Origin of the sequence: Mesorhizobium sp. M0621 (assembly GCF_040320745.1) — a bacterium.
Taxonomy (GTDB): domain Bacteria; phylum Pseudomonadota; class Alphaproteobacteria; order Rhizobiales; family Rhizobiaceae; genus Mesorhizobium.
Map to the genome: position 1 here is coordinate 198,291 of NZ_JAMYQF010000004.1, position 21,514 is coordinate 219,804.

24 protein-coding genes and 1 tRNA gene are annotated in these 21,514 nt (G+C 62.1%); 16 read left to right on the forward strand and 9 right to left on the reverse strand.

From position 1 onward, the window contains the following. Positions 1-11: 11 nt before the first annotated feature. The gene (locus NKI38_RS04880) at positions 12-854 is read right to left on the reverse strand and encodes a LysR family transcriptional regulator (RefSeq protein WP_352655247.1); all 843 of its coding nucleotides are present in this window, start codon (positions 852-854) and stop codon (positions 12-14) included. A 97-nt stretch (positions 855-951) separates the two neighbouring features. Between NKI38_RS04880 and NKI38_RS04885 the strand changes: the two genes are divergently transcribed. Beyond that, complete coding sequence (locus tag NKI38_RS04885) at positions 952-1,920, forward strand: quinone oxidoreductase family protein (protein ID WP_352655249.1); 969 nt, start codon at positions 952-954, stop codon at positions 1,918-1,920. A 53-nt stretch (positions 1,921-1,973) separates the two neighbouring features. On the opposite strand, the gene map is transcribed toward NKI38_RS04885, so the two are convergent. After that, a complete protein-coding gene (gene map / locus NKI38_RS04890; protein WP_352655251.1) occupies positions 1,974-2,801 on the reverse strand; it encodes a type I methionyl aminopeptidase in 828 nt (275 codons plus the stop codon). 276 nt (positions 2,802-3,077) lie between these two features. On the opposite strand from map, the gene NKI38_RS04895 reads away from it, so the two are divergent. From NKI38_RS04895 to NKI38_RS04920, 6 genes are all read left to right on the forward strand, one after another. Next, positions 3,078-3,374 (forward strand): DUF982 domain-containing protein, encoded by a 297-nt coding sequence (locus NKI38_RS04895; protein WP_352655252.1) that lies wholly within the window; start codon positions 3,078-3,080, stop codon positions 3,372-3,374. A 212-nt stretch (positions 3,375-3,586) separates the two neighbouring features. Continuing rightward, a complete protein-coding gene (locus NKI38_RS04900) occupies positions 3,587-3,862 on the forward strand; it encodes a DUF6074 family protein (protein WP_502899251.1) in 276 nt (91 codons plus the stop codon). A gap of 551 nt (positions 3,863-4,413) precedes the next feature. Further along, positions 4,414-5,640, forward strand: a complete 1,227-nt coding sequence (locus tag NKI38_RS04905) for a pilus assembly protein TadG-related protein (protein ID WP_352655254.1) — start codon at positions 4,414-4,416, stop codon at positions 5,638-5,640. A gap of 19 nt (positions 5,641-5,659) precedes the next feature. After that, positions 5,660-6,085, forward strand: coding sequence for a TadE/TadG family type IV pilus assembly protein (locus tag NKI38_RS04910; protein WP_352655256.1), 426 nt, complete (start codon positions 5,660-5,662; stop codon positions 6,083-6,085). Then, positions 6,075-6,479 carry a TadE/TadG family type IV pilus assembly protein gene (locus NKI38_RS04915; protein ID WP_352655258.1) on the forward strand — a complete coding sequence of 135 codons (405 nt, stop codon included), beginning with the start codon at positions 6,075-6,077 and terminating at the stop codon, positions 6,477-6,479. Before NKI38_RS04910 ends, NKI38_RS04915 begins: the two co-directional genes overlap by 11 nt. A 497-nt stretch (positions 6,480-6,976) precedes the next feature. Then, positions 6,977-7,279, forward strand: coding sequence for a DUF1330 domain-containing protein (locus NKI38_RS04920; RefSeq protein WP_352628047.1), 303 nt, complete (start codon positions 6,977-6,979; stop codon positions 7,277-7,279). Positions 7,280-7,549: 270 nt separating this feature from the next. On the opposite strand, the gene NKI38_RS04925 is transcribed toward NKI38_RS04920, so the two are convergent. The 4 genes from NKI38_RS04925 to phaC all read right to left on the reverse strand — a co-directional run bounded on the left by NKI38_RS04925 (position 7,550) and on the right by phaC (position 11,216). Beyond that, positions 7,550-7,624: transfer RNA gene (locus NKI38_RS04925), tRNA-Glu, on the reverse strand. A 2-nt stretch (positions 7,625-7,626) separates the two neighbouring features. Continuing rightward, the gene (locus NKI38_RS04930) at positions 7,627-7,845 is read right to left on the reverse strand and encodes a hypothetical protein (RefSeq protein ID WP_352628048.1); all 219 of its coding nucleotides are present in this window, start codon (positions 7,843-7,845) and stop codon (positions 7,627-7,629) included. 69 nt (positions 7,846-7,914) lie between these two features. Further along, positions 7,915-9,165: a YcbK family protein gene (locus tag NKI38_RS04935; RefSeq protein WP_352655260.1), complete on the reverse strand. Its 1,251-nt coding sequence runs from the start codon at positions 9,163-9,165 to the stop codon at positions 7,915-7,917. Positions 9,166-9,380: 215 nt separating this feature from the next. Further along, positions 9,381-11,216 (reverse strand): class I poly(R)-hydroxyalkanoic acid synthase, encoded by a 1,836-nt coding sequence (gene phaC, locus NKI38_RS04940; RefSeq protein ID WP_352655262.1) that lies wholly within the window; start codon positions 11,214-11,216, stop codon positions 9,381-9,383. 98 nt (positions 11,217-11,314) lie between these two features. Between phaC and NKI38_RS04945 the strand changes: the two genes are divergently transcribed. From NKI38_RS04945 to recJ, 8 genes are all read left to right on the forward strand, one after another. Then, the gene (locus NKI38_RS04945; RefSeq protein ID WP_352655263.1) at positions 11,315-11,707 is read left to right on the forward strand and encodes a hypothetical protein; all 393 of its coding nucleotides are present in this window, start codon (positions 11,315-11,317) and stop codon (positions 11,705-11,707) included. A gap of 60 nt (positions 11,708-11,767) precedes the next feature. After that, positions 11,768-12,985 (forward strand): LL-diaminopimelate aminotransferase, encoded by a 1,218-nt coding sequence (locus NKI38_RS04950; protein ID WP_352628052.1) that lies wholly within the window; start codon positions 11,768-11,770, stop codon positions 12,983-12,985. A gap of 46 nt (positions 12,986-13,031) precedes the next feature. Then, the gene (locus NKI38_RS04955; RefSeq protein ID WP_352628054.1) at positions 13,032-14,345 is read left to right on the forward strand and encodes a homoserine dehydrogenase; all 1,314 of its coding nucleotides are present in this window, start codon (positions 13,032-13,034) and stop codon (positions 14,343-14,345) included. Between the two features lie 137 nt (positions 14,346-14,482). Beyond that, on the forward strand, positions 14,483-14,836 hold the full coding sequence (locus NKI38_RS04960) for a hypothetical protein (RefSeq protein WP_352655265.1): 354 nt from the start codon (positions 14,483-14,485) through the stop codon (positions 14,834-14,836). A 71-nt stretch (positions 14,837-14,907) separates the two neighbouring features. After that, on the forward strand, positions 14,908-15,075 hold the full coding sequence (locus NKI38_RS04965; RefSeq protein ID WP_352628058.1) for a Thivi_2564 family membrane protein: 168 nt from the start codon (positions 14,908-14,910) through the stop codon (positions 15,073-15,075). Positions 15,076-15,279: 204 nt separating this feature from the next. After that, entirely contained in the window at positions 15,280-16,263 is a 984-nt protein-coding gene (gene glpX, locus NKI38_RS04970; protein WP_352655267.1) for a class II fructose-bisphosphatase, read from the forward strand. A 73-nt stretch (positions 16,264-16,336) separates the two neighbouring features. Beyond that, positions 16,337-16,561, forward strand: coding sequence for a DUF6434 domain-containing protein (locus NKI38_RS04975; RefSeq protein ID WP_352655268.1), 225 nt, complete (start codon positions 16,337-16,339; stop codon positions 16,559-16,561). A gap of 189 nt (positions 16,562-16,750) precedes the next feature. Further along, on the forward strand, positions 16,751-18,535 hold the full coding sequence (gene recJ, locus NKI38_RS04980) for a single-stranded-DNA-specific exonuclease RecJ (RefSeq protein WP_352655270.1): 1,785 nt from the start codon (positions 16,751-16,753) through the stop codon (positions 18,533-18,535). A gap of 6 nt (positions 18,536-18,541) precedes the next feature. Here the strand turns inward: recJ and NKI38_RS04985 are convergent, their stop codons facing one another. The 3 genes from NKI38_RS04985 to folE all read right to left on the reverse strand — a co-directional run bounded on the left by NKI38_RS04985 (position 18,542) and on the right by folE (position 20,725). Further along, entirely contained in the window at positions 18,542-19,453 is a 912-nt protein-coding gene (locus NKI38_RS04985) for a patatin family protein (protein WP_502899252.1), read from the reverse strand. Between the two features lie 138 nt (positions 19,454-19,591). Next, positions 19,592-20,053 (reverse strand): phosphoribosyl-AMP cyclohydrolase, encoded by a 462-nt coding sequence (gene hisI / locus NKI38_RS04990; protein WP_352655272.1) that lies wholly within the window; start codon positions 20,051-20,053, stop codon positions 19,592-19,594. Positions 20,054-20,089: 36 nt separating this feature from the next. After that, positions 20,090-20,725, reverse strand: coding sequence for a GTP cyclohydrolase I FolE (gene folE / locus NKI38_RS04995; protein ID WP_352628070.1), 636 nt, complete (start codon positions 20,723-20,725; stop codon positions 20,090-20,092). A gap of 239 nt (positions 20,726-20,964) precedes the next feature. Between folE and NKI38_RS05000 the strand changes: the two genes are divergently transcribed. Then, positions 20,965-21,411, forward strand: coding sequence for an iron-sulfur cluster assembly scaffold protein (locus tag NKI38_RS05000; RefSeq protein ID WP_352655273.1), 447 nt, complete (start codon positions 20,965-20,967; stop codon positions 21,409-21,411). The last annotated feature ends 103 nt before the right edge of the window (positions 21,412-21,514 follow it).

The following is a 21,514-nucleotide window of genomic DNA, read 5'->3' on the forward strand; positions in this document are numbered from 1 at the left end:
CGGCAGGCGCCTCATCCAGCCTTGCCGCCAAGCTCGTCCATTACGGCGCGGATTAACGGCACATCCTTGATATCAGTGTGCACGACCAACCAGAGTTCACGCGTAAGTGGGTCGTCCGGCAAAGGCAATCTGGTCAAATTCAGATCCGCCGCCATGAAATCCGGCAGCAGCGCGACGCCGCCGCCAGCCTTGACGGCAGCCAGTTGAAACTCCAGTGCGGAGGCGCGGATGGCGACCGGACGGTCCCCGGCAATCTGCGCAAGCATCCTCTCCTGCGGCGACGAGGCCATGGTTTCCTCATAACCAACGAAGGACCAATCCGTCTCGCGCGTCGCGGCGAGATAGGCGGGATCGGCATAGAGACTGAAGGCAATCTCGCCGATCTTGGTGACAGTCAGATCGCCCTGTTCCGGTCGCGCCATCCGCACGGCGACATCTGCCTCCCGCCGCCCAAGCGAGGCGTAACGCGTCTCGCCGATGACGACGACATTGATGCCAGGATGCCGTTGTCGGAGGCGAACGAACCGCTCAGCCAGCAGCGCGGTCGCCAAGGCAGGCGGGGCGCTTACCCTGACCGTACCTATATGCCGGTTGTCGGCATTGAGTGCCGCACGCTCGATCGTCAGAGCATCTTCGCTCATGCGCGTGGCGATGCCGGCGATCTGCTGCCCCTTGGCTGTAAGCGAAAGGCGCCGCCCGCGCCGATCGACGAGCTTGGCACCGATCGCTTCTTCCAGATGCGCCACCCGTCTCGCTACCGTGGCATGCTCCACGCCGAGTGCCCGGGCGGCGGCCGACAGCGTGCCCAGACGTGCAAGAGCATGGAAATGGCGAAGGTCTTCCCAATCCAGCATCTGATTATTTTTTCCCATCGAATGGGAGCTTATAGGTAATTTTCAATCAAGCTGCCATCTGCCATTCACCCATCGAACATCAGATTGGAGAATGAAGATGGATATCGCCGTCACGCTGGCCGCTACGGGAGGCATCGAGCAGCTGCAGGTGTCGGAGCGCGCGCCGCAATCTCCCGGTCCGAACGAAATCCGTATTCGTCACGAGGCGATCGGCGTCAATTTTCTCGATATCTACCATCGCAAGGGCATCTACCCGCTGTCCTCCTATCCCGCTGTGCTCGGTGCCGAAGGAGCCGGTATCGTCGAGGCCGTCGGCTCCGAGGTCGCGCTGCTTGTTCCGGGGGACCGTATCGCCTATGCGGGCGCTCCGGTCGGCGCCTACAGTTCCACGCGCCTGCTGCCGGCGGAGCGGGCGATCAAGCTGCCGGACGGGGTCGGGTCGCGCATCGCGGCGGCGTCGACGCTGAAGGGCATGACGGCCTACATGCTGCTCAAGCGCACCTATGGTGTTAAGCCGGGCACTGCCATCCTGGTCCATGCCGCGGCGGGCGGTCTTGGTGCTATTCTGGTTCGTTGGGCAAAACATCTGGGCGCAACGGTGATCGGCACGGTCAGCACTGAGGAAAAAGCCGCACTTGCTCGTTCTCACGGCGCCGACTATCTCATCGTCGGGCGCGATGCCGATCTCGTCCAGCAGGTCTTGGAGCTCACGGGTGGTCGAGGCGTGGATGTCGGCTACGATGGCATCGGCGGCGCCATGCTCGCCAAGACAATCCAATGCATACGGCCGTTCGGCACTGCCGTGAGTTTCGGCCAGGCGGCCGGGCCGATCCCGCCGGTTTCGCTTGACCAGTTACGGCCAAACCGCGCTCTTGCCCACCCAAGCATAATGGCCGCGACCGGCGACCACACTTTCTACGCCGAAGCTGCTGCAGCCCTGATCGACGCCTTTCGTCATAACATCACGGCGGCCGTCGGTGAGGAATTCGCGCTCAGCGACGCAGCCAGGGCTCATACCGAACTCGAAGCAGGACGAACCACCGGAAGCCTGCTGCTGATCCCATAGGCTGGCACCAACCCGCCGGTTGGCGATTCTTGCGGGTGACGATGCCCGCGCCGCTAGGCCGGGAGGCCCGGGCGGTCGAGCTTGTTGGGCGACAGCGTGAAAATCTCGCAACCGGTGTCGGTGACGCCGATCGTGTGCTCGTACTGCGCCGATAGCGAGCGGTCGCGCGTCACCGCGGTCCAGCCATCCGACAGAACCTTCACGTGCGGCCGGCCGAGATTGATCATCGGCTCGACGGTGAAGATCATACCGGGCCGCATCTCGACGCCCTCATTGGCGCTGCCGTAGTGCAGGATGTTCGGCGCATCATGGAAAAGCTGGCCGACGCCGTGGCCGCAGAAGTCGCGCACCACCGAGCAGCGCTCGCCCTCGGCATAGGTCTGGATGGCGGCGCCGATGGCGCCGGTGCGGGCGCCGGGCCTGATCGCCGCGATGCCGCGCATCAGGCATTCATGGGTGACTTCGAGCAGGCGCTCGGCGGCGCGCTTGATCGTGCCGACCGGATACATGCGCGAGGAATCACCGTGCCAGCCGTCGAGGATGTAGGTGACGTCGATGTTGACGATGTCGCCATCCTTGAGCGGCTTGTTGTCGGGGATGCCATGGCAGACGACATGGTTGATCGAGGTGCAGGACGATTTCGTGTAGCCGCGGTAGTTGAGTGTCGCCGGTAGCGCGCCGTGGTCCATGCCGAATTCAAACACGAAACGGTCGATGGTTTCGGTGGTGACGCCGGGCTCGACCATCGCCACCAGTTGGTCGAGGCAGCGCGCGGTGAGGTCGCATGCCTTGCGCATACCGGCAAAGCCCTCCTCGCCATAGAGGCGAATCTGTCCGGTGTTTCTGAGAGGTGCCGTGGCGGCGTCGAGATAGGTGACCATTTTGTCCGTGTAGCTGGTAGGGCCCTGCAAGAGAGCCGACGTGAAAATCTCCCCAGATTTGGCACTTGAGGGCAAAAGGTTCAAGGAAGAACTGCCCAATGCAGTCGCGCTTCGGGATATTCGTCCTGCATGGGGCGATGTCTTGCCGGGTTTTGCCCGGTTTGCTTCCCTTTCTGGCGACCCAAGTGACGACACATTTCTGGGCCAAAGCCGACCAAAGCAACTTTTTGACGACGAACGGCATTGCCTCGGTGACGCCAGTTCGGGAGATAGGAAATGGACAGACTGCAATTCGAGGTGCCGGTGCGCATCGCACCCGCGCCCGGCCTGCCAGTCGAGGAGATTTACGGGGTCGAACAGGCGCTCGATTTTCTCCAGGATTGGCCTGTGCGCCGTCAGGGCCCGATCTATCAGAAAGCGTTCAACGCCTGCTTTGGCGCCACGGTGGACGTGGTCAAGACCGAGGATGCCTGCCGGACGTTCATGGCGTTTTGTCGCGCGAGCGGACTGATGGCCAGGGATATGATGGCGCCGCGCAGGCGCGGCGGTGAGGCGAGGACACTGCAGGCCTGAGGGCTCCCCGTCCACCGGTTCGCCTGCCCCGATTGCAACGTCAGCGATTGCGTTTGAACACACACGGCGATGTCGTGAGCGTATCGCTGCGCCCGTTCGTCCCCGAAGACTGCACTGGCACGCGTCAACTTCAGCGCCGTTAAGCTTCCGTTTCCACTTTGCCGGCTACGCCATTGCTTGTTGGGCAATGGTTGATTCGTTGCGTTAGTCTCATGGTTCGGAAGATGTCCCCAGAAAAAGTTCGTGCATTCCCGATCGACCGTCAGGTATTCTTGGTCAGAGAGGTTGCCGCCAAGCTCGGCAATCTGCATGGCGAGACCGCCACCTCGTTCTGGAGGGCCAAGGCGTCGGAGTTACTCGATCTCATTGTCGGATCCGGCAGGGACAGAACAGCAGCCGGAGATGAAGTGCGCAGGTTCTTCCTGGCCGTGCAGAGAGAGATGTTGGCCGAAACGATCGCGGAGCCGATGCCAGTCCTTTCCGCCTGAAGAAAAATTTCGCGGCTACGGCTGGCTGCATGGGTTCGAGCCGGACTGCTCGGTCGAACCAATCTTCCAAGCGGTACCGGCTACGCCTTGCGGCGGCGGAAGACGCCGTCGCCGTCAATGCTGATGTCAAGCTGAACTGGGACAGCGACACATCGGGTATGCGCCACCTTCGACGGCAAATTCGCCGATCGGGTGCAGACCTATGGCGGGAATGTCGGGTTCAGGGTAGGCGAGTGGCACGGAATGGTCGGCTCGGGATCCGGATCTGGTACCGGTTCGCCGCGCATAAGTCCTGTTGCAACGCGAGCCGGCCGAACCTGCACCATAGCGGGTCACTTGCCGCCATCTCCGCAATTCGCAGTGTTAGCAAACGGTAAACTATAGCCGGCTTTCGTCCGCGTGGGATGCGGGCTTTTTGGTCGTCTTGCTGCCTTCAATGCCCGCCGATCAGCCAACGAACCCCTTCTTTTGGAGGACAATAGAGCGCTGACCGAAAATGAACTGAACTTTTTAGCCATTCATTCACATATGCGTGCTTTCTAATCTATGTCATGACCTTCAGTTGCTTCACCCGAATTCGGCTTATGGCGGACGGTATATGCCGGAGCACGGGCGCAAATGTTGCGACGATCTTCGCTTTGACCTTGCCGATTGTTGTCGGCGCAGCAGGCTTCGGTGTCGAGACCTCCTATTGGTACTACAACAGCCTGAGATTGCAGGCGACGGCCGATGCCGCCGCCTATGCCGGCGCGCTTGAACAGATCTCGGGTTCCGACAAGCCGACCATCGTCGCGGCCGCGACCCAGTCGGCAGCGACGAACGGGCTGGGTTCGGGCACGATCATCGTCAATACGCCGCCAGCGTCCGGACCGAATACGGCGAAGAAAGCGGTCGAGGTGATCGTCGGCCAGAAGCTCGACCGGATGTTCACCTTGATCTTCACGCAGGCCCAGGTTCCCGAACAGGCGAGGGCGGTGGCCCTCATCACCGACGCCTCCTCGGCCTGCATGCTCGCGCTCGATCCATCCGCTTCGCAGGCGGTGCTGTTTTCCGGCAGCACCACCGTGAAGCTCATCGGCTGCTCCGTCATGTCCAACTCGATCGCCTCGGATGCCATCAAGCTTCAAGGCTCGGCGGGCCTCCAGGCTGATTGTCTGCTATCGGCGGGCGGCGTCTCCCTCAGCAACCCCGTCACGACCGTTTGCGCGGCTCCGATCACCCAGGCACTGCCTGCCGCCGATCCATTTGCCGGGTTGCCAGCTCCGACATCCTCAACTCCTTGCCAGAACGACAACAAGGCGACGCTCAGTCCAGGCACTTATTGCGGCGGCATGAACCTAAAGGGCAATGTCACGCTCTCGCCGGGCGTTTATGTCGTCCAGGGCAATTTCAAGATAAATGCCAACGCGGCCATCACCGGCAGCGGGGTGACCATCTTCATGTCGGGCAGTTCGACGGTCAGCATGAATGGTAATGCCTCCGTGCAGCTCAGCGCGCCGGCTTCGGGGACCTATTCAGGCGTTCTGTTCTACGGCGACAGGACCGGTATCAGCGCATCCAGCACATTCAACGGCACAGCGGACTCGCTGCTGACCGGAGCCATCTACTTTCCCAAACAGCAAGTGAACTATCTTGGCAATTTCTCGGGCAATGGCGGCTGCACCCGGGTCGTGGCCAATACGATCCAATGGTCCGGTAACTCAACCATCAATCAGGATTGCTCGAGCCTCGGAGTGCCCAACATTCCAGCCGCGCGGTCCGTTGCACTGGCCGAGTAGCTTCGTGGAGCGCCGATCGATGCCGATCCTTGGCGATGACGCGGGCGTTGCGGCGGTCGAGTTCGCGCTGGTCCTGCCCATCCTATGCCTGGTGCTGCTTGGTATTCTGGACGGCTGGTCCTACGTGACGAGTTCGCTGTCGATGCGCGCCGGCGTGAAGACCGCCGCTAATCTGGTCATGAGCGGATCGACCGATGACGCGGTGACCAAGGCCGTTGCCATTGCGAGCTGGGAGAATCGGCCGGAGGACGGCCAGGTCACACTCAGCCGGATATACATGTGCGGAACGACCGTGGTCGACGCTTCCATCATCTGCAGTGGGCCGAAGGTGCCATCGATCTATGTCCAGATCCAGGCATCGGCCACCTGGGTGCCGCCCATCGCCTTCGGTGCCTTTTCCGGTTCCAGTATCATCGGCCATCAGGAGATGATCCGTGTCCGCTAGGGCAAGCGCGTTCAGGCGGGATCGATCGGGCGGGGCCGGATTGGAGTTCGCGCTGATCGCGCCTTTCCTCGTCATGCTGCTGTTCGGGATCTTCGCCTTCGGCTGGTCGATGCATTCCGTGTCCAGCGTTCGCTATGTGTTGGAGACATCATCACGCTCGCTGCAGCTTAAGAACACGCTGACCCAGGCCGACATCCAATCGATCGCCACGCAGAAACTGCAGGTCCTGGGTTTTAAGGATGTGAACGTCACAATCGCTATCGATCCCGCGAGCGGTGGCTTCCGCATGGCGCATCTGACCGCCACCTATGCCTTCGTCATCGATTTCCCTTACTTCAGCAACTTCCCGGTCAACTACGCGACAACCGTTACTGTGCCGCTGGTCGGGAGTTAGGCTCTGGAGTCCGGGCTTTTGACGGTCAAGTGACGCAAGCCTGGCACTCCGGCCGGCTTTCGACGACATAGGGCTATCTTATATATTCATTAATGCTAATATAAATCTGACGCTACGTCATGTCGGGTATTTCTCGGAGTGTGCACTGTGGGGGTTCCAATGAGAGTGGCTATATTTTGTGCGGCTATCGTGCTCGCTGCAACCGGTGTCGCTGTTGCGAAGGAGAAGAAGGTGGCAGTCAGTGACGCCGCCGCCTTGTGTTCCACCAACCCCACAACCAAGAAGCCCGTTCCAAATCTGGACTGCAGTATGACCGGAACTGCCAAACCGGAAGACAGCGGCGCAAAGGCAGAGCCGCGCCTCGGATACAACTCGAATCCGTGGATTGTAACTGGCTTTTGACTTTGCGTTGGAGGACGCCAAGTTGAAGCGTTGAAGGGGAGCAGCCTTAACCGGCGGGCGCCCGTTCGGCCGCTGTCGGGAAGGAGTGGGCACAGATGGCCGCCTATCTGATCGCGGATGTAGACATAAAAGACGCTGCCGTGTTCGAGGAATACCGGCGGGATGTGCCTGCCACCGAAGCGCGTTACGGTGGGCGATACCTGGGTCGTGGCGGTGCGACCAAGGTTTTGGAAGGTGATTGGCAGCCGCACCGTTTGGTTATCATCGAATTCCCCGATATGGCGTCATTGATGGGCTGGTACAATTCACCGGAATACGCCCGCCTTATCGAAATTCGCAAGCGTTGCGCCAGCACCAGGATCATTGCGCTTGAGGGGATCGCAACACCCACTGCCTGACCGTGGCGGCGCTGCCACTTCTCCCGACCTTTCTCTTAGAACTTGAAGCCAAGGGTGCTTTGGCCGTGCCATGTCGCTGAAAAACCCGCCACGGGAGCGACCTGTGGCGGGCTTTTGGAGCGGCTACATCCCTGAGGAATCGACCACTTGTAGTAGTATTGTGAACTGTGTGACCGCGTTAGCCTATGGGGTGATCGCGGAAGATCGGGCCGCGACATGGCCAACGAAATTGGTCAAAGGAGGTTGGTTTTCTACCAAGTGCTGAGTATCTGGTACGCCCAAGGGGAATCGAACCCCTGTTACCGCCGTGAAAGGGCGGTGTCCTAACCGCTAGACGATGGGCGCGCTCAGACGAAGCGGCTTATACTGGCGTTGCGCGCAACCGGCAACCCGTCAGGTGCCACCTTGGACAACTTTTTTCGAGCCTGCCAAATCAGCGATTTCGCGAGGGTTGGCAGGCTTCGATGATCAGCGGTGATGCCCATTGCTTCGTCATCCACGGGCGGAGCAAATCGCTTCACTTCTGCTTCGCTCTGAGATGACGAAATTGGGAAAGATTCGGCCAATCCCGAATATCTTAGAATGGTTCAACGGAACGATCTTGGCTGCTAATAGGCCTCAGACCGTCTGCGCCGCTAGCCGTCGCCACCGCCGCTGCGCCGGCGGCAACGCCAGTTCCAGTCGCGCTCGGGGCCGACATCGACGTGAACCGATTCTGTGTGGCAGTAAGTGCCGACGCCGCCGCGGCCGGGCATGGTTCTGATGTAGCTCGCCAGATCCCATTTCGAAACGCCGGGGACCTGGATGTCGGCGGCGGCGCAATACATATGCAGCGAATTCTTGGCGCCGTTGGCGCGGCGGTTGCGGGCTGGGTCGCGATAGCCTGACGTCACCGTCATCTTGCGACCGTAGTGGCCTTCGATCGTCTTCAGCACGCGGACCAGCGACGGCTTCAAGCAGGCCACATCGACGCTCTCGTTCTGCTTGAGCAGCCCGTTGGGCGCCAGCCTGGCCATGCCTGCGGCGGATGCAACCTGATAGGAGCCGCCGATTGGCCCCTCGTCCTCGTTGAGGTCGACGTCGCTTTCGTCGTCGAGGCCGGACTTGCGCTTGATTTCGAACAGGGCTGTCTGGCGCACGCCGGGCAGGGCGTCGCTGCCGGTGATGTGGCCGGTATCGCCACCGGTCGAAGCCAGTTGCACCGGCTTTTCCGCGGAATTGGCGGAGGCGAGCGTTATGATCGGCTTTGCCGCTGCTGGTGCCGGTTTCGCCTGAACGGCTGGCTGCTCGCCCGACCGGGTGTTGATGAGGGGTGCGGATGTCGCCGAGGCAGGTGTGGTGCCAAACATCGAGGCCAGGAAGCCTCTTTTCTTCGGTGCGTCGGCCTGCGGCATCTCGCCAGCCGTCACATAGACCGGATTGTTCATTGCAGGTGCATCTGTCGGCTTCGGCGCGTTCACGCCGGCATCGGCGGCAGCGATCTTTTCGGCGACCGCGTCGCTCTGCTGCGCTGTCTGTGCCTGCTGCTGCAAGGACTGAGGCGTCTGTCCGACAATCGTCTCGGCGCCGGCCGGCGTGGTCAGCGGAAAGGCGGCTTGGGGCTTGGCAATCGGGACATAGGCGACCTTCTCGGGGAGCGCCGTATCGCTCGCCGTCATCACGGTCGTCTGCTCGGTCGTGACCTCAGACGAATCGGCGACGGTGGTCGGCGTAGCGCCTGAAGCGGCATTTATGTCCGATGCAGTGGCGTTGTAGCCGGGCATTCCAACCGACATTGTCGGGTCGCCGGCCGAAGTGCAGGAGGCCAGAAGCAAGGAGCAGAGCGCTGCCACGATGGCGCGGCGTTCTCCCTTTGCGAGGCTCCATCCTGCTGATTTCAAAGCCAAATTCCCCCTCGATGTCCGGTCGGTATGTCCTTGGTGCAGCACCGATACGCCGCGTCAAGGTGACCTTTGTCTCCGATCCGGAAACGAGACCTGTGTCAAATCCGCAAGCCTGAAAGTATTTTTGCAGTGATTGCCGAATTACGGCTGCTTGATGGTTGACGACACCATTTCGCCCGCTTTTACCGGTGCGTCAACTCACCAGACATTACAGTCCGTTACACACGCACCTTCACATAGGTGCCGGGAGCATCCCCCAAGGTTTTCATATGCTTGCCGGGTTTGCGGGCAGGCACGCGCGTGTTGTCCTCGGCCTCTATCCAGTCTTGCCAATGTGGCCACCAGGACCCTGGATGGTCGGTGGCCTTGGCTATCCATTGGCCGAAGTCGCCCGTCGGTGCCCCCCCGGTCCAGTACTGGTACTTGTTGGATGCCGGCGGATTGACGACGCCTGCGATATGGCCCGATCCCGCCATGACGTACTCGACCTTGCCGCCGAAATATTTCGAGCCGAGAAACACCGAAAGTGCCGGCGCGATGTGATCTTCCTTGGAGGCGAGGTTGTAGACCGGGATGGTGATGTCTCCGAGCGAGATCGTGTGGCCCGCCAGTTCCATCATGCCGCGCGAGAGGTTGTTCTCGAGATAGCAGTTGCGCAGGTAGAAGGAGTGATTGGCCGCGCCCATGCGGGTCGAATCGGCATTCCAGTAGAGCAGGTCGAAGGGCAGGGGATCCTTGCCGCGCATGTAGTTGTTGACGACATAGGGCCAGATCAGGTCGCCGGAACGCAGCATGTTGAAGGCGGTCGCCATCTTGGTGCCGTCGAGATAGCCCTTTTCGCTCATCGACTTTTCCACCGCCGCGACCTGCTCTTCGTCGACGAACACTTTCAGGTCGCCGGCATGGGTGAAGTCGACCTGCGTGGTGAAGAAGGTCGCCGACTTGATGCGGTCGTCGCCTTCGCGCGCCATCAGCGCCAGTGCCGCCGCCAAGAGCGTGCCGCCGACGCAATAGCCGATCGCATTGACGTCGCGTTCGCCAGTGGCCTTCTCGACGGTGTCTAGGCCATATTGCAGGCCCTCCCTTATATAGGCCTCCCATCCCTTGGTGCCGTGGCGCTCGTCCGGGTTGATCCAGGAGATGACGAAGACGGTATGGCCCTGCTCGATCGCCCAACGGATGAAGGATTTCTGCGGATTCAGATCGAGGATGTAGAACTTGTTGATCCATGGCGGGCAAATCAGCAGCGGTCGCTTGAGCACCGTCTCGGTCGCCGGATCGTACTGGATGATCTCGGCGACATCGCTGCGGCCAACCACCTTGCCGGGAGTGGTGGCGATGTTCCTGCCGATCTCGAAGGGCGAGTAGTCGGCTTGGCGCAGCTTCAGGTCGCCCTTGCCGGCGGCGATGTCCTCGGCCAGCATCTTCATGCCGCGCACCAGGTTCTCGCCGTTCGAAGCGATGGTTTCGCGAAACAGTTCCGGATTGGTCAGGATGAAATTCGACGGCGAGATGGCGTTGGACACCTGCTTGACGTAGAAACCGGCCTTGTGGCGGGTGTGCTCGTCGAGGCCTTCGGCATGCTCGACCAGGTCGACCGCCCAGCGCGAGGTGACGAGATAGGCCTGCTTGAGGAAATCGAAGAAGGCGTTGCGGCCCCATTCCGGGTCGAGGAAGCGCTTGTCGCCGCGCTCCGGCTTGACGGCGTCTTCGGTTTCTTCCGCAGCGTTGCTGGTGCGCTGAATGGCGTTGGCCCAGACAGTCATGTAGCCGGAGAACAACCGCGTCTGCGCTTCCAGCGCGCGCTGCGGATCGGACAGCCAGTATTCGCTGAGCTTGGAAAAAGTTTTCACCATGTCGACGACCGGCTCGGCGACGTGATCGCGCACCTCGCCTTTTTCGCGCGGCTCGGCCCAGGCGGAAGCGGCCTTGCCGGCCTGCTCGATCATGCGCGCCATGTTCAGGGCGAAGCGTTCCGGGTCCTTCACCAGATATTGCTCGACGGTCGAAGGCTCGTCATCTTCCGCTTTGCCCGAATCGGGTGTTTTGGACATGGTTGGCGGGGTTCCTCCCGAGGCCTTTTCTTGACATATTAACATGGGACATCCGACCGGGTCCAATCTCGCTCTAGCTCGGCTGCCAAGGAAACAATATGACGATTAATATTGGCGAGACTGTTTTTTTCGACGCCGGACGTTTTTGCCGCATCGGTGCGGCGATCGTCCTCATGGGGATTGCCGGGTGCTCGAGTACCAACACCAGCGGCCCGACGCCGATTGCCGTGGACGCGGGACCGAAGGATACCGGTACTTTTCCGAACCTCAACATCAAGCCGCAAGTGGCGGCGCCGCAGTTCACCGAAGCCGAGAAGAACGCCAAGCTTGCGCAATTGAAGGCCGATGAGAATTCGCAGGCGGCAAAAGGCGGCGGTCCGCAGGTCGCCAATCAGGCGGCGCTGACGGATCTGGCCAAGAAGCACGGTGACGAAACGCTGAAGCAGATCGAAGCCAAATGCGACCCCGCCCTCGACCCTACCTGCAAATAAGTATATAGCGCGCGCCCAATACCTTAGATTTCTGGGACCCCTCTGCTGTCTGGAACTGCCATGGAAGAATTTCACAAGGTTCGCCGGCTTCCGCCTTACGTCTTCGAGCAGGTCAACCGGCTCAAGGCCAGCGCCCGTTCGCGCGGCGCGGACATCATCGACCTCGGCATGGGCAATCCGGACCTGCCGACGCCCAAGGCCATCGTCGACAAACTGTGCGAGGTCGTGCGCGATCCGCGTACGCACCGCTATTCCTCGTCACGCGGCATTCCGGGCCTGCGCCGGGCCCAGGCCAGCTACTATGCCCGCCGCTTCGGCGTGAAGCTCAATCCCGACACGCAAGTGGTTGCCACGCTCGGCTCGAAGGAAGGCTTCGCCAATATGGCGCAGGCGATCACCGCGCCGGGCGACGTGATCCTGTGCCCGAACCCAACCTATCCGATCCACGCCTTCGGCTTCATCATGTCGGGCGGCGTCATCCGCTCGTTGCAGGTGGAACCCGACGACGGCTTCATTCCGGCGCTCGAGCGCGGTGTCAAGCATTCGATCCCGAAGCCGCTGGCGCTGATCCTCAACTATCCGTCGAACCCGACGGCGCTGGTCGCCTCGCTCGATTTCTACAAGGATGTGGTGGCGTTCGCGAAGAAGAACGACATCATCATCCTGTCCGACCTTGCCTATTCGGAGATCTACTTCGACGGCAATCCGCCGCCTTCGGTGCTGCAGGTGCCGGGCGCGATCGACGTCTGCGTCGAATTCACCTCCATGTCGAAGACCTTTTCCATGCCGGGCTGGCGCATGGGTTTTGCGGTCGGCAACGAGAGGCTGATCTCGGCGCTGACCAGGGTGAAATCCTATCTCGACTACGGCGCCTTCACGCCGATCCAGGTGGCGGCGGCACACGCGCTCAACGGCGACGGCGCCGACATCGCCGAAGTGCGCGACATCTACCACAAGCGCCGCGACGTGATGGTCGATGCCTTCGGCCGCGCCGGCTGGACCATTCCGGCACCGGCGGCATCGATGTTCGCCTGGGCACCGATTCCGGAGCCGTTCCGGCATCTCGGCTCGCTTGAATTCTCCAAGCTGCTCATCGAACATGCCGACGTGGCGGTGGCGCCAGGTGTCGGCTTCGGCGAACATGGCGACGATCACGTACGCATTGCGCTGGTCGAGAACGAGCACCGGATCCGCCAGGCGGCGCGCAACATCAAGCGCTTCCTGGCGACCAGCGCCAAGCAGCCCAACAATGTCGTGCCGCTCTCCGCTCATCGGTAAGCTTGCCGCAGACAATTTCGATCTGACTTGAGGGACGTCGCCGGACATGGCTGAAGCATTGCGTGTTGGAATTGCCGGTCTCGGCACCGTCGGCGCGTCGGTGGCGCGCGTGCTGCGCGACAAAGCGGCGGAACTGACCCGGCAGTGCGGGCGCGATATCGTCGTTACCGCGGTCTCGGCGCGCGACCAGAAGCGTGATCGCGGCGTCGATGTCAGTGCCGCAAAATGGTTCGACGATCCGGTCAAGATGGCCCAGACCGCCGAAATCGACGTGTTCGTCGAACTGATCGGCGGCGACGAGGGGCCGGCGCGCTTGTCGGTGAAAGCAGCGCTCGAAGCCGGTCGTCACGTCGTCACCGCCAACAAGGCGCTGCTGGCCAAACATGGCGTGGCGCTGGCCGAGATCGCCGAGAAGCGCGGCGTGCTGCTCAACTACGAGGCGGCAGTGGCGGGCGGCATCCCCGTCATCAAGACGATGCGCGAGGCGATGGCCGGCAATTCGGTCACCCGCGTCTTCGGCATTCTCAACGGCACCTGCAACTATATCTTGACCCGCATGGAGGCCGAGGGCATCTCGTTCGATGCCTGCCTGAAGGACGCACAGCGGCTGGGATATGCCGAGGCCGATCCGACCTTCGACATCGAGGGCCACGACACCGCGCACAAGCTGTCGATCCTGACCAGCCTTGCCTTCGGCACCAGGATCGCCGCCAACGACATCTACATGGAAGGCATTTCCAACATCTCCCAGGCCGACATCCGCGCGGCGGGCGATCTCGGTTACCGGATCAAGTTGCTGGGCGTCGCCCAGCGCACCGACAGCGGCATCGAGCAGCGCGTGCACCCGACCATGGTGCCGACGGCCTCGGTCATCGCGCAGGTGCATGGCGTTACCAATGCGGTGGCGATCGAGACCGACATTCTTGGCGAGCTGCTGCTGTCCGGCCCCGGTGCGGGCGGCAACGCTACCGCATCGGCTGTGATCGGCGACATCGCCGACATCGCCAAGAGCCGGCCCGGTTTCCAGCACGGTCCGGTCTTCGGCCAGCCTGCGAAGGAATTGAAACCCTACAAGAAAGCGCAGATGCGCAGCCATGCCGGTGGCTACTTCATCCGGCTGACCGTGCATGATCGTATCGGCGTGTTTGCGGCAATTGCCAAGCGCATGGCCGACAGCGATATTTCGCTGGAATCGATCGTCCAGCACGCAGTCAACGGCGAAGCGGCGGCGCAAAAGACGGTGATCCTCGTTACCCACGAGACGACCGAGGCCGCCGTGCGCAAGGCCGTCGACGGCATCACCAAGGACGGCCATCTGACCGACAAGCCGCAGGTCATCCGCATCGAGCGGGCAGGGTAGTTTCCCGCCCGATAGCCGCGCGGGCTCAAGAATCCCGCCGGCATTTTCGCGTCGGTTGATGGCAAGTTGCCACGCTCCACCGGAACGAATTCGCGTCGCCGCCGTTCTCTTGGTCAGCAACCAGAGGGAGCCGCTTCATGGCCGATACCAACAAATCCGATACCCCTGATATCGACGACATCCAGAAGACGCTGGAAAAGCAGATTGCCGAACTGCGCAAGGAGATCACCAAGATCAACAAGAGCATTTCGGCGCGCGGTGCGGAAATGCTGGACGCTAGCGAGCAGGCATCTGACTTCTACGACACGGCCGCGACCCGCGCGTCGCGAACCGCACAGCAGTTGCGCACGCAGGCCCACGCGGTCTCCGAAGTCGCGCGCGAAAATCCCGGGACGACGACAGCCGTGGTCGGCGTGATCGGTTTGCTTGGCTTTATGGCCGGTTTCGCCATTGGTCAGTCGACGAGCGATACGTCGCGCCGCTGGTATTGACCGCGGCGCGATAGGGCCGGGTTTGCCGGCTCATTTCCCTGTTTCAGCAGATCATTTTTAAGGAGGGCACTATGGCTTCATCCGCCTTGATCAGCATCCTGATCACATTCCTCGTCATCATACTCGTTCTCTATCTGGTTCAGCGCCTGCCGCTCGACGCCCGGACGAGACAGATCGCGCAGATCATCGTCATCATCATCGGCATCATTTCGCTGCTCAAATATCTCGCGGTTTTCTAGGTCGCCAAGGGCGCCCGATTTTCACTTTTTCAACCCGGTCCGGTGCGCTGCGGCCGGGCCGATTTCATTTCGGAATGCGGTTTAATCGATTGATATTGCTGGTTATTCGACAAAATCTTCCGCAGGTCTTGCCGTTGTCATGCTCGTTTGACAAAACAGGCCGCCTCCGGCGGGAGGCCGCATTGCCAACGAGGAAATCACCAGATGAATGTGGCCCAGAATATCGTTGCCGGTCTTGATCGGATACTCACCATGGAGCTGGTGCGTGTCACCGAACGGGCCGCTGTCGCGGCCGCCAGGCTGCGCGGGCGCGGGGACGAAATGGCGGCCGACCAGGTCGCCGTGGATGCCATGCGCCAGGAGCTCAACCGGCTCGCCATCAAGGGTACGGTGGTAATCGGCGAGGGCGAGCGCGACGAGGCGCCGATGCTCTATATCGGCGAGGAAGTCGGCTCGGGCAAAGGTCCTGCCGTCGACATCGCGCTCGATCCGCTGGAAGGCACGACGATATGCGCCAAGAACCTGCCCAATGCGCTCGCCGTCATCGCCATCGCCGAGAAGGGCAGCCTGCTGTTCGCGCCCGATGTCTACATGGACAAGATCGCCATCGGTCCGGGCTATGCCGACGGCGTTATCGACATCGATGCCTCGCCGGCCGAAAACATGGCGAGCCTCGCCCGCGCCAAGGGCGTCGCCGTCTCGGACATCACCGCCTGCATCCTCGACCGGCCACGCCATGCCAAGCTGATCGACGCCGTGCGCGCCACGGGTGCTGCGATCCGGCTGATCGGCGACGGCGATGTCGCCGGCGTCATCCACACCACCGATCCCGAGGAAACCGGCATCGACATCTATCTCGGCACTGGCGGCGCGCCGGAGGGCGTTCTGGCCGCGGCGGCGTTGCGCTGCACCGGCGGCCAGATGCAGGGCCGGCTGATCCTCGACACGCCGGAAAAGGTCGCTCGCGCCGCGAAGATGGGCATTTCCAATCCGAAGCGGGTCTATCGGGCCGAAGACATGGCGCGCGGCGACGTGCTGTTCGCAGCCACCGGCGTCACCGACGGCAACATGCTGGCAGGCGTCAAGTTCGGACAAAACTATATCACCACCCACACGATCGTGCTGCGCTCGTCGTCGCGGACGGTGCGCGAGATCAAGGCCCGCCATCAGGACCTGGATAAGTTCTGACGCTCGCTTGCGAAGCCACCTTGCAATTGTTAGCCATTCGGGCGCACCCAATGCTGGCTGCAAGGATTTGACGATGAAACCATTCGACTGGCACGCGGATCCGATTTCGCGCGCCACCGCCATCACGAAGTCCTATCGCAACACCCAGAATGTGCGTCGCTTTCTCACCCGGGAATGCGGCGATGCGTTCAGGTTCGACCGACCTTTCATGGCCTGGCTCAAGGATGGTGCGGAAAAGACGATGGGCGATGCGGTCGACGAATGGCTGCGGCGTCAAGCTGAAAAGCGGAAAGCGTAGTTTTCTTGAAATCTCCCGGGACGGCGCATCACCGCGAACCGCTTGGCTTTGCCAGCCTCTGGCCTAAAGCGCCTTGCGTTCACGCGACGCGCTTTAGGTTGTTGTTTATGCAGGTCGTCGTCCCAAAACCGCTGCACACTTTTGGACGACATGCACTATCCTGCAGCCAACCATGAGTCGGCAAACAGTATGACCGGCGAAAAACGCCTCTTCCTCGATGTCAGGCAGTCCGTATCAGGCGTTTCCTGGGAACACCGGCTGACCGAGCGCCAGGACATGACCGCGCTCGCCATCGCGCAAGGCCACGGCGTGCCCGACATCGTCGCGCGCGTGCTTGCCGGTCGCGGAGTCACCGCCGACCAGACCGAGCGATTTCTCGATCCGACGATCCGCGACCTTCTGCCGGATCCGGCATCGCTGACCGACATGGACAGGGCGGCGGCGCGCATCGCCGCCGCGGTGATGGCCAGGGAAAAGGTGGCGATCTTCGGCGACTATGATGTCGACGGCGCCGCCTCGTCAGCCTTGCTGAAACGGTTCCTCACGCATTTCTCCGTGCCGTCGGAAATCTACATCCCGGATCGCATTTTCGAGGGCTATGGTCCCAATCCAGACGCTATGCGTGAACTGGTTTCGCGTGGCGCAACACTGATCGTCACCGTCGATTGCGGCACCAACAGCGCCGTTTCCATCGATGCCGCCAACGAGGCCGGGGCCGATGTCGTGGTGCTCGACCACCATCAGGTCGGCGGCGCCTTGCCGGCGGCAATCGCCGTCGTCAATCCCAATCGCGACGACGATCTTTCCGGTCAGGGCCATCTCTGTGCCGCCGGCGTGGTCTTCCTCGCGCTTGTGCAGACAGCCAAGATCCTGCGTGGCCGCATGGCCGATGCCACGCCGCCGGACCTGCTTTCGCTGCTCGATCTCGTCGCCCTCGCCACCGTCTGTGACGTGGTGCCGCTGACCGGCATCAACCGCGCCTTCGTCGTCAAGGGGCTGCAGATGGCGCGTCAGCAGAAGAACGAAGGGCTTGCCGCACTGGCACGGGTCTCGCATATCGGCGAGCCGATCAGCCCCTTCCATCTGGCCTATCTGATCGGCCCACGCATCAATGCCGGCGGACGCATCGGCGATGCCGCACTCGGCAGCAGGCTGCTTGCGACCGACGACCCGGTCGAGGCGCGCACCATTGCCGAGACGCTCGACCGGCTCAACCAGGAACGTCAGCTGATGGAGCAGGAGATGCTCGCGGCGGCGCGCGCCGAGGCCGATGCCGAGCTTGCCGGCGGCAATGGCCCGGCCATCGTCGTCACCGCCAGCAACAACTGGCATCCTGGCATTGTCGGCCTGCTGGCCTCGCGATTGAAGGATCATGCGCGCCGGCCCGCCTTCGCCATTGCCTTCAATGCCAACGGCACCGGCACCGGCTCGGGCCGCTCGGTGTCGGGTTTCGACCTCGGCCGGCTGGTGCGCGAGGCGGCCGATGCCGGGCTGATCGTCAAGGGCGGCGGCCACGGCATGGCGGCGGGCATCACCGTGGAGCGGGCGAAGCTCGGTGAGCTCAGAGCGTTTTTCGAAGAGCGGGCGGCGGCCGATGTGTTTCGCCTGCAAGGCGAGGAAAGCCTGGCGATCGACGGAGCGCTTGCCGCCGAAGGCGCGACGCTCGGCCTGCTCGACGCGCTGGAGAAGGCCGGACCGTTCGGTGCCGGGCATGCGGCACCCGTTTTCGCTCTGCCGCGTCATCGGCTGGCCGATGCGCGGCCGGTCGGCACCAATCACATCCGCGTCGAGCTGCAATCGGAAAGCGGCGGCCGTATCCAGGCGATCGCCTTTCGCGCCGTCGATACCGCACTCGGCGAATTCCTGTTCAAGAACCGCGGCAAGACAATCCACGTCGCCGGTTCGCTATCGGGCAATCACTGGAACGGCAACCGCACCGTTCAGTTTCGCATCACCGATGCGGCGCGGGCATGACGTCGATCAGGCGAGAACCGATTGCAGCCGGGTCAGTTCGCCGATCTGCGCCATCGTCGCCTGATAGCCGAGGTTGATCGCCTCGTCGGCACGGTGGAACTCGGTCAGGCCGATATGGCTGAGCTTCGGCTGCAGCGACATGTCTGGCGGATCGCCGGCAAGCCTGGCGCGCGAAATGCGGTCCTGGATGATGTTGAAGGCCTCGACCATGACGCCAGTGATGCCGAGCCGGGTCTGATGCGACCGGTGCTCGGCATCGATCTGGCCGGGCCTCGGCGCATCCTTTTCGATGACCAGCTCGCCGGCGCTGTGTTTTATCACCGCGGCGCGCCCGAACAGGTCGTAGTGAAGATTGACCGCCACAACGAGTGGCTGCTCATAGGCGCGGCAGACCGAAACCGGAACCGGGTTGACCAGCGCACCGTCGACCAGCACGCGGCCGTTGCAATCCACCGGCTCGAACACGCCGGGCAGCGCATAGGAGGCTCGCATGGCGGTGATCAATGAGCCGCTCGACAGCCAGATTTCATGGCCGGTACGGATTTCGGACGTGACTGCGACGAACGGCTTAGCTAGGTCCTCGAAACGAATGCCGGCCATGTGCTCGCGCAGCCGGGCGTCAAGCTTCATGCCGCCGAACAGGCCGCTGCCGCGCAGGTTGAGATCGAGCAGGCCGAAGATGCGTCGCTTGGTCAGGCTGCGGGCGAACTCTTCCAGTTCGTCCAGTTTGCCGGCGAGATAGCAGCCGCCGACCAGCGCACCGATCGAGGTGCCGGCGATCATCGACACTTCGATGCCGGCTTCGTCGAGCGCGCGCAGCACGCCGATATGCGCCCAGCCGCGGGCGCAACCTCCGCCCAGGGCGAGCGAAATGCCGGTTTTCCTTGGTGTTTCCGATGCGCCGCCGGACGAGGACAGGCCGTTGGCCTCCCTGACATCTGGTCTGTTACGCAATGACGCCCACTCGAGCATCATGATCTCCCTTGTCCCACGGCCAATATACAGGCGGGCCGTATCGAAATGATGAATCTGTGTCGCTGATGTCAGGCAGAAGGTTCAAGCCGGTGGTTTCCGATAGGTGTTTTCCGCATCGAACAGCGGCTTGCTGCCGTCGTCGGCAAGCGTCCCCTTGCCGTCGATCAGCCCCACCGTCCGATAAAAGCATGAACGCCGGCCGGTGTGACAGGTTGCGTCGTGGCCCAACACTTTGACGCGCAACCATATGGCGTCCTGGTCACAATCCGTGAGCATCTCGACGACATGCTGGAAATTGCCCGAGGTTTCGCCCTTCTTCCAGAGCGCGTTGCGCGAGCGGGACCAGTAGTGCGCGATGCCTGTCTCCAGTGTGAGCGCCAGCGCCTGCGCGTTCATGTGCGCGACCATCAAAAGCATGCCGTCTTCGGCATCGGTGACGACGACGGTGACGAGGCCGGCTGCGTCGAAGCGCGGTGAAAACACCGCGCCTTCCTCCAACGCTTTCTTGTCTGACGGAGCTTTTGGAAATTCCAGTGCCGACATCGCCGGTCCTTGTTCTTAGTGGCCGGCGAGGGCCATTCAGACCCCGCCGCCGCGCACCATGGTGACGAAACGAACCTGCTCTTCGGGCGTATCCTTGAAGACACCTGTGAAGGTCGAGGTCAGCGTTGTGGAACCCTGCTTGCGGATGCCGCGCATGGCCATGCACATGTGCTCGGCCTCGATCATCACGGCGACGCCGCGCGGATTGAGCACATCCTGGATGACGCCGGCGATCTGGGCCGTCAGGGCCTCCTGCGTCTGCAGGCGATGGGCGAAGATATCGACCACGCGTGCGATCTTGGACAGGCCGACGACCTTGCCGTCCGGCAGATAGCCGACATGCGCCTTGCCGATGATCGGCACCATGTGGTGTTCGCAATGCGAGTGGAATGTTATGTCCTTGACGATGACCAGGTCATCATAGCCGGCGACCTCCTCGAAGGTGCGGCCGAGTTCGTCGGCCGGGCACATATCGTAGCCGCCGAACATTTCGCGAAAGGCCTTGGCCACGCGCTTGGGCGTGTCGGCCAGCCCTTCGCGGTCCGGATTGTCGCCGGTCCAGCGCAAAAGCGTGCGCACCGCTGCCTCGACCTCGGCTTCGCTCGGCCGGTCGGTAACCGGCTTCTCCATGTAGGCTGACTGGGGCATGAGTTTCTTGATGACTGCATCCATAAAGGCGTCTCCCGTAGTCCCTCTCGACGGAGGAACGAGTTGAACGGACCACGACCTTTCGGTGTCGGAAACTCGCCCCGTTTCCAGCCCCGTAAGTGGCGTGAACTTCCCGGCAAGGACACTGGCTTTCGTCGTCTTGTCGATACCGGACTGCCACCATTATATATGGTCATGACGAGCGAAAGGAAGACACGACAGCGGCAATCGCTGTTCGCTTGGCGGCGATGGATTGGAAAATAATGATAAACGACGTCTACAATGCGAAAATTCTGGGTTTCGCCGGAAACATCGCCCGTATCGGCCGCCTCGATCATCCCGACGCGACCGCCAAGGCGCATTCCAAGCTGTGCGGCTCGACCGTCACCGTCGACCTCAAGATGCAGGATGGCGTGGTCACGGACTTTGCCCATGACGTGAAGGCCTGCGCGCTCGGCCAGGCGTCGTCCTCGATCATGGCGCAGCACGTCGTCGGCGCGAATGCCGAGGAACTGCGTGCGGTGCGCGACACGATGCTAAAGATGTTGAAGGAAAATGGCGCGCCGCCTGACGGCCGCTTCGCCGACCTGAAATATCTGGAGCCGGTGCGCGACTACAAGGCGCGGCATGCCTCGACCATGCTGACTTTCGATGCCGTGGTCGACGCGATCGGCCAGATCGAGAAGAAGCGCGCCGAACAAGCGGCCTGAGGCCCGAAGAACGAACCCGCTGCGCGGGAGGGGCGCCTGCGGTTGAGGTAGTGATCAAGAACCGGTCGTCGCGCCCGCGTTGAGCGTCATCCGGCAGGGGCAG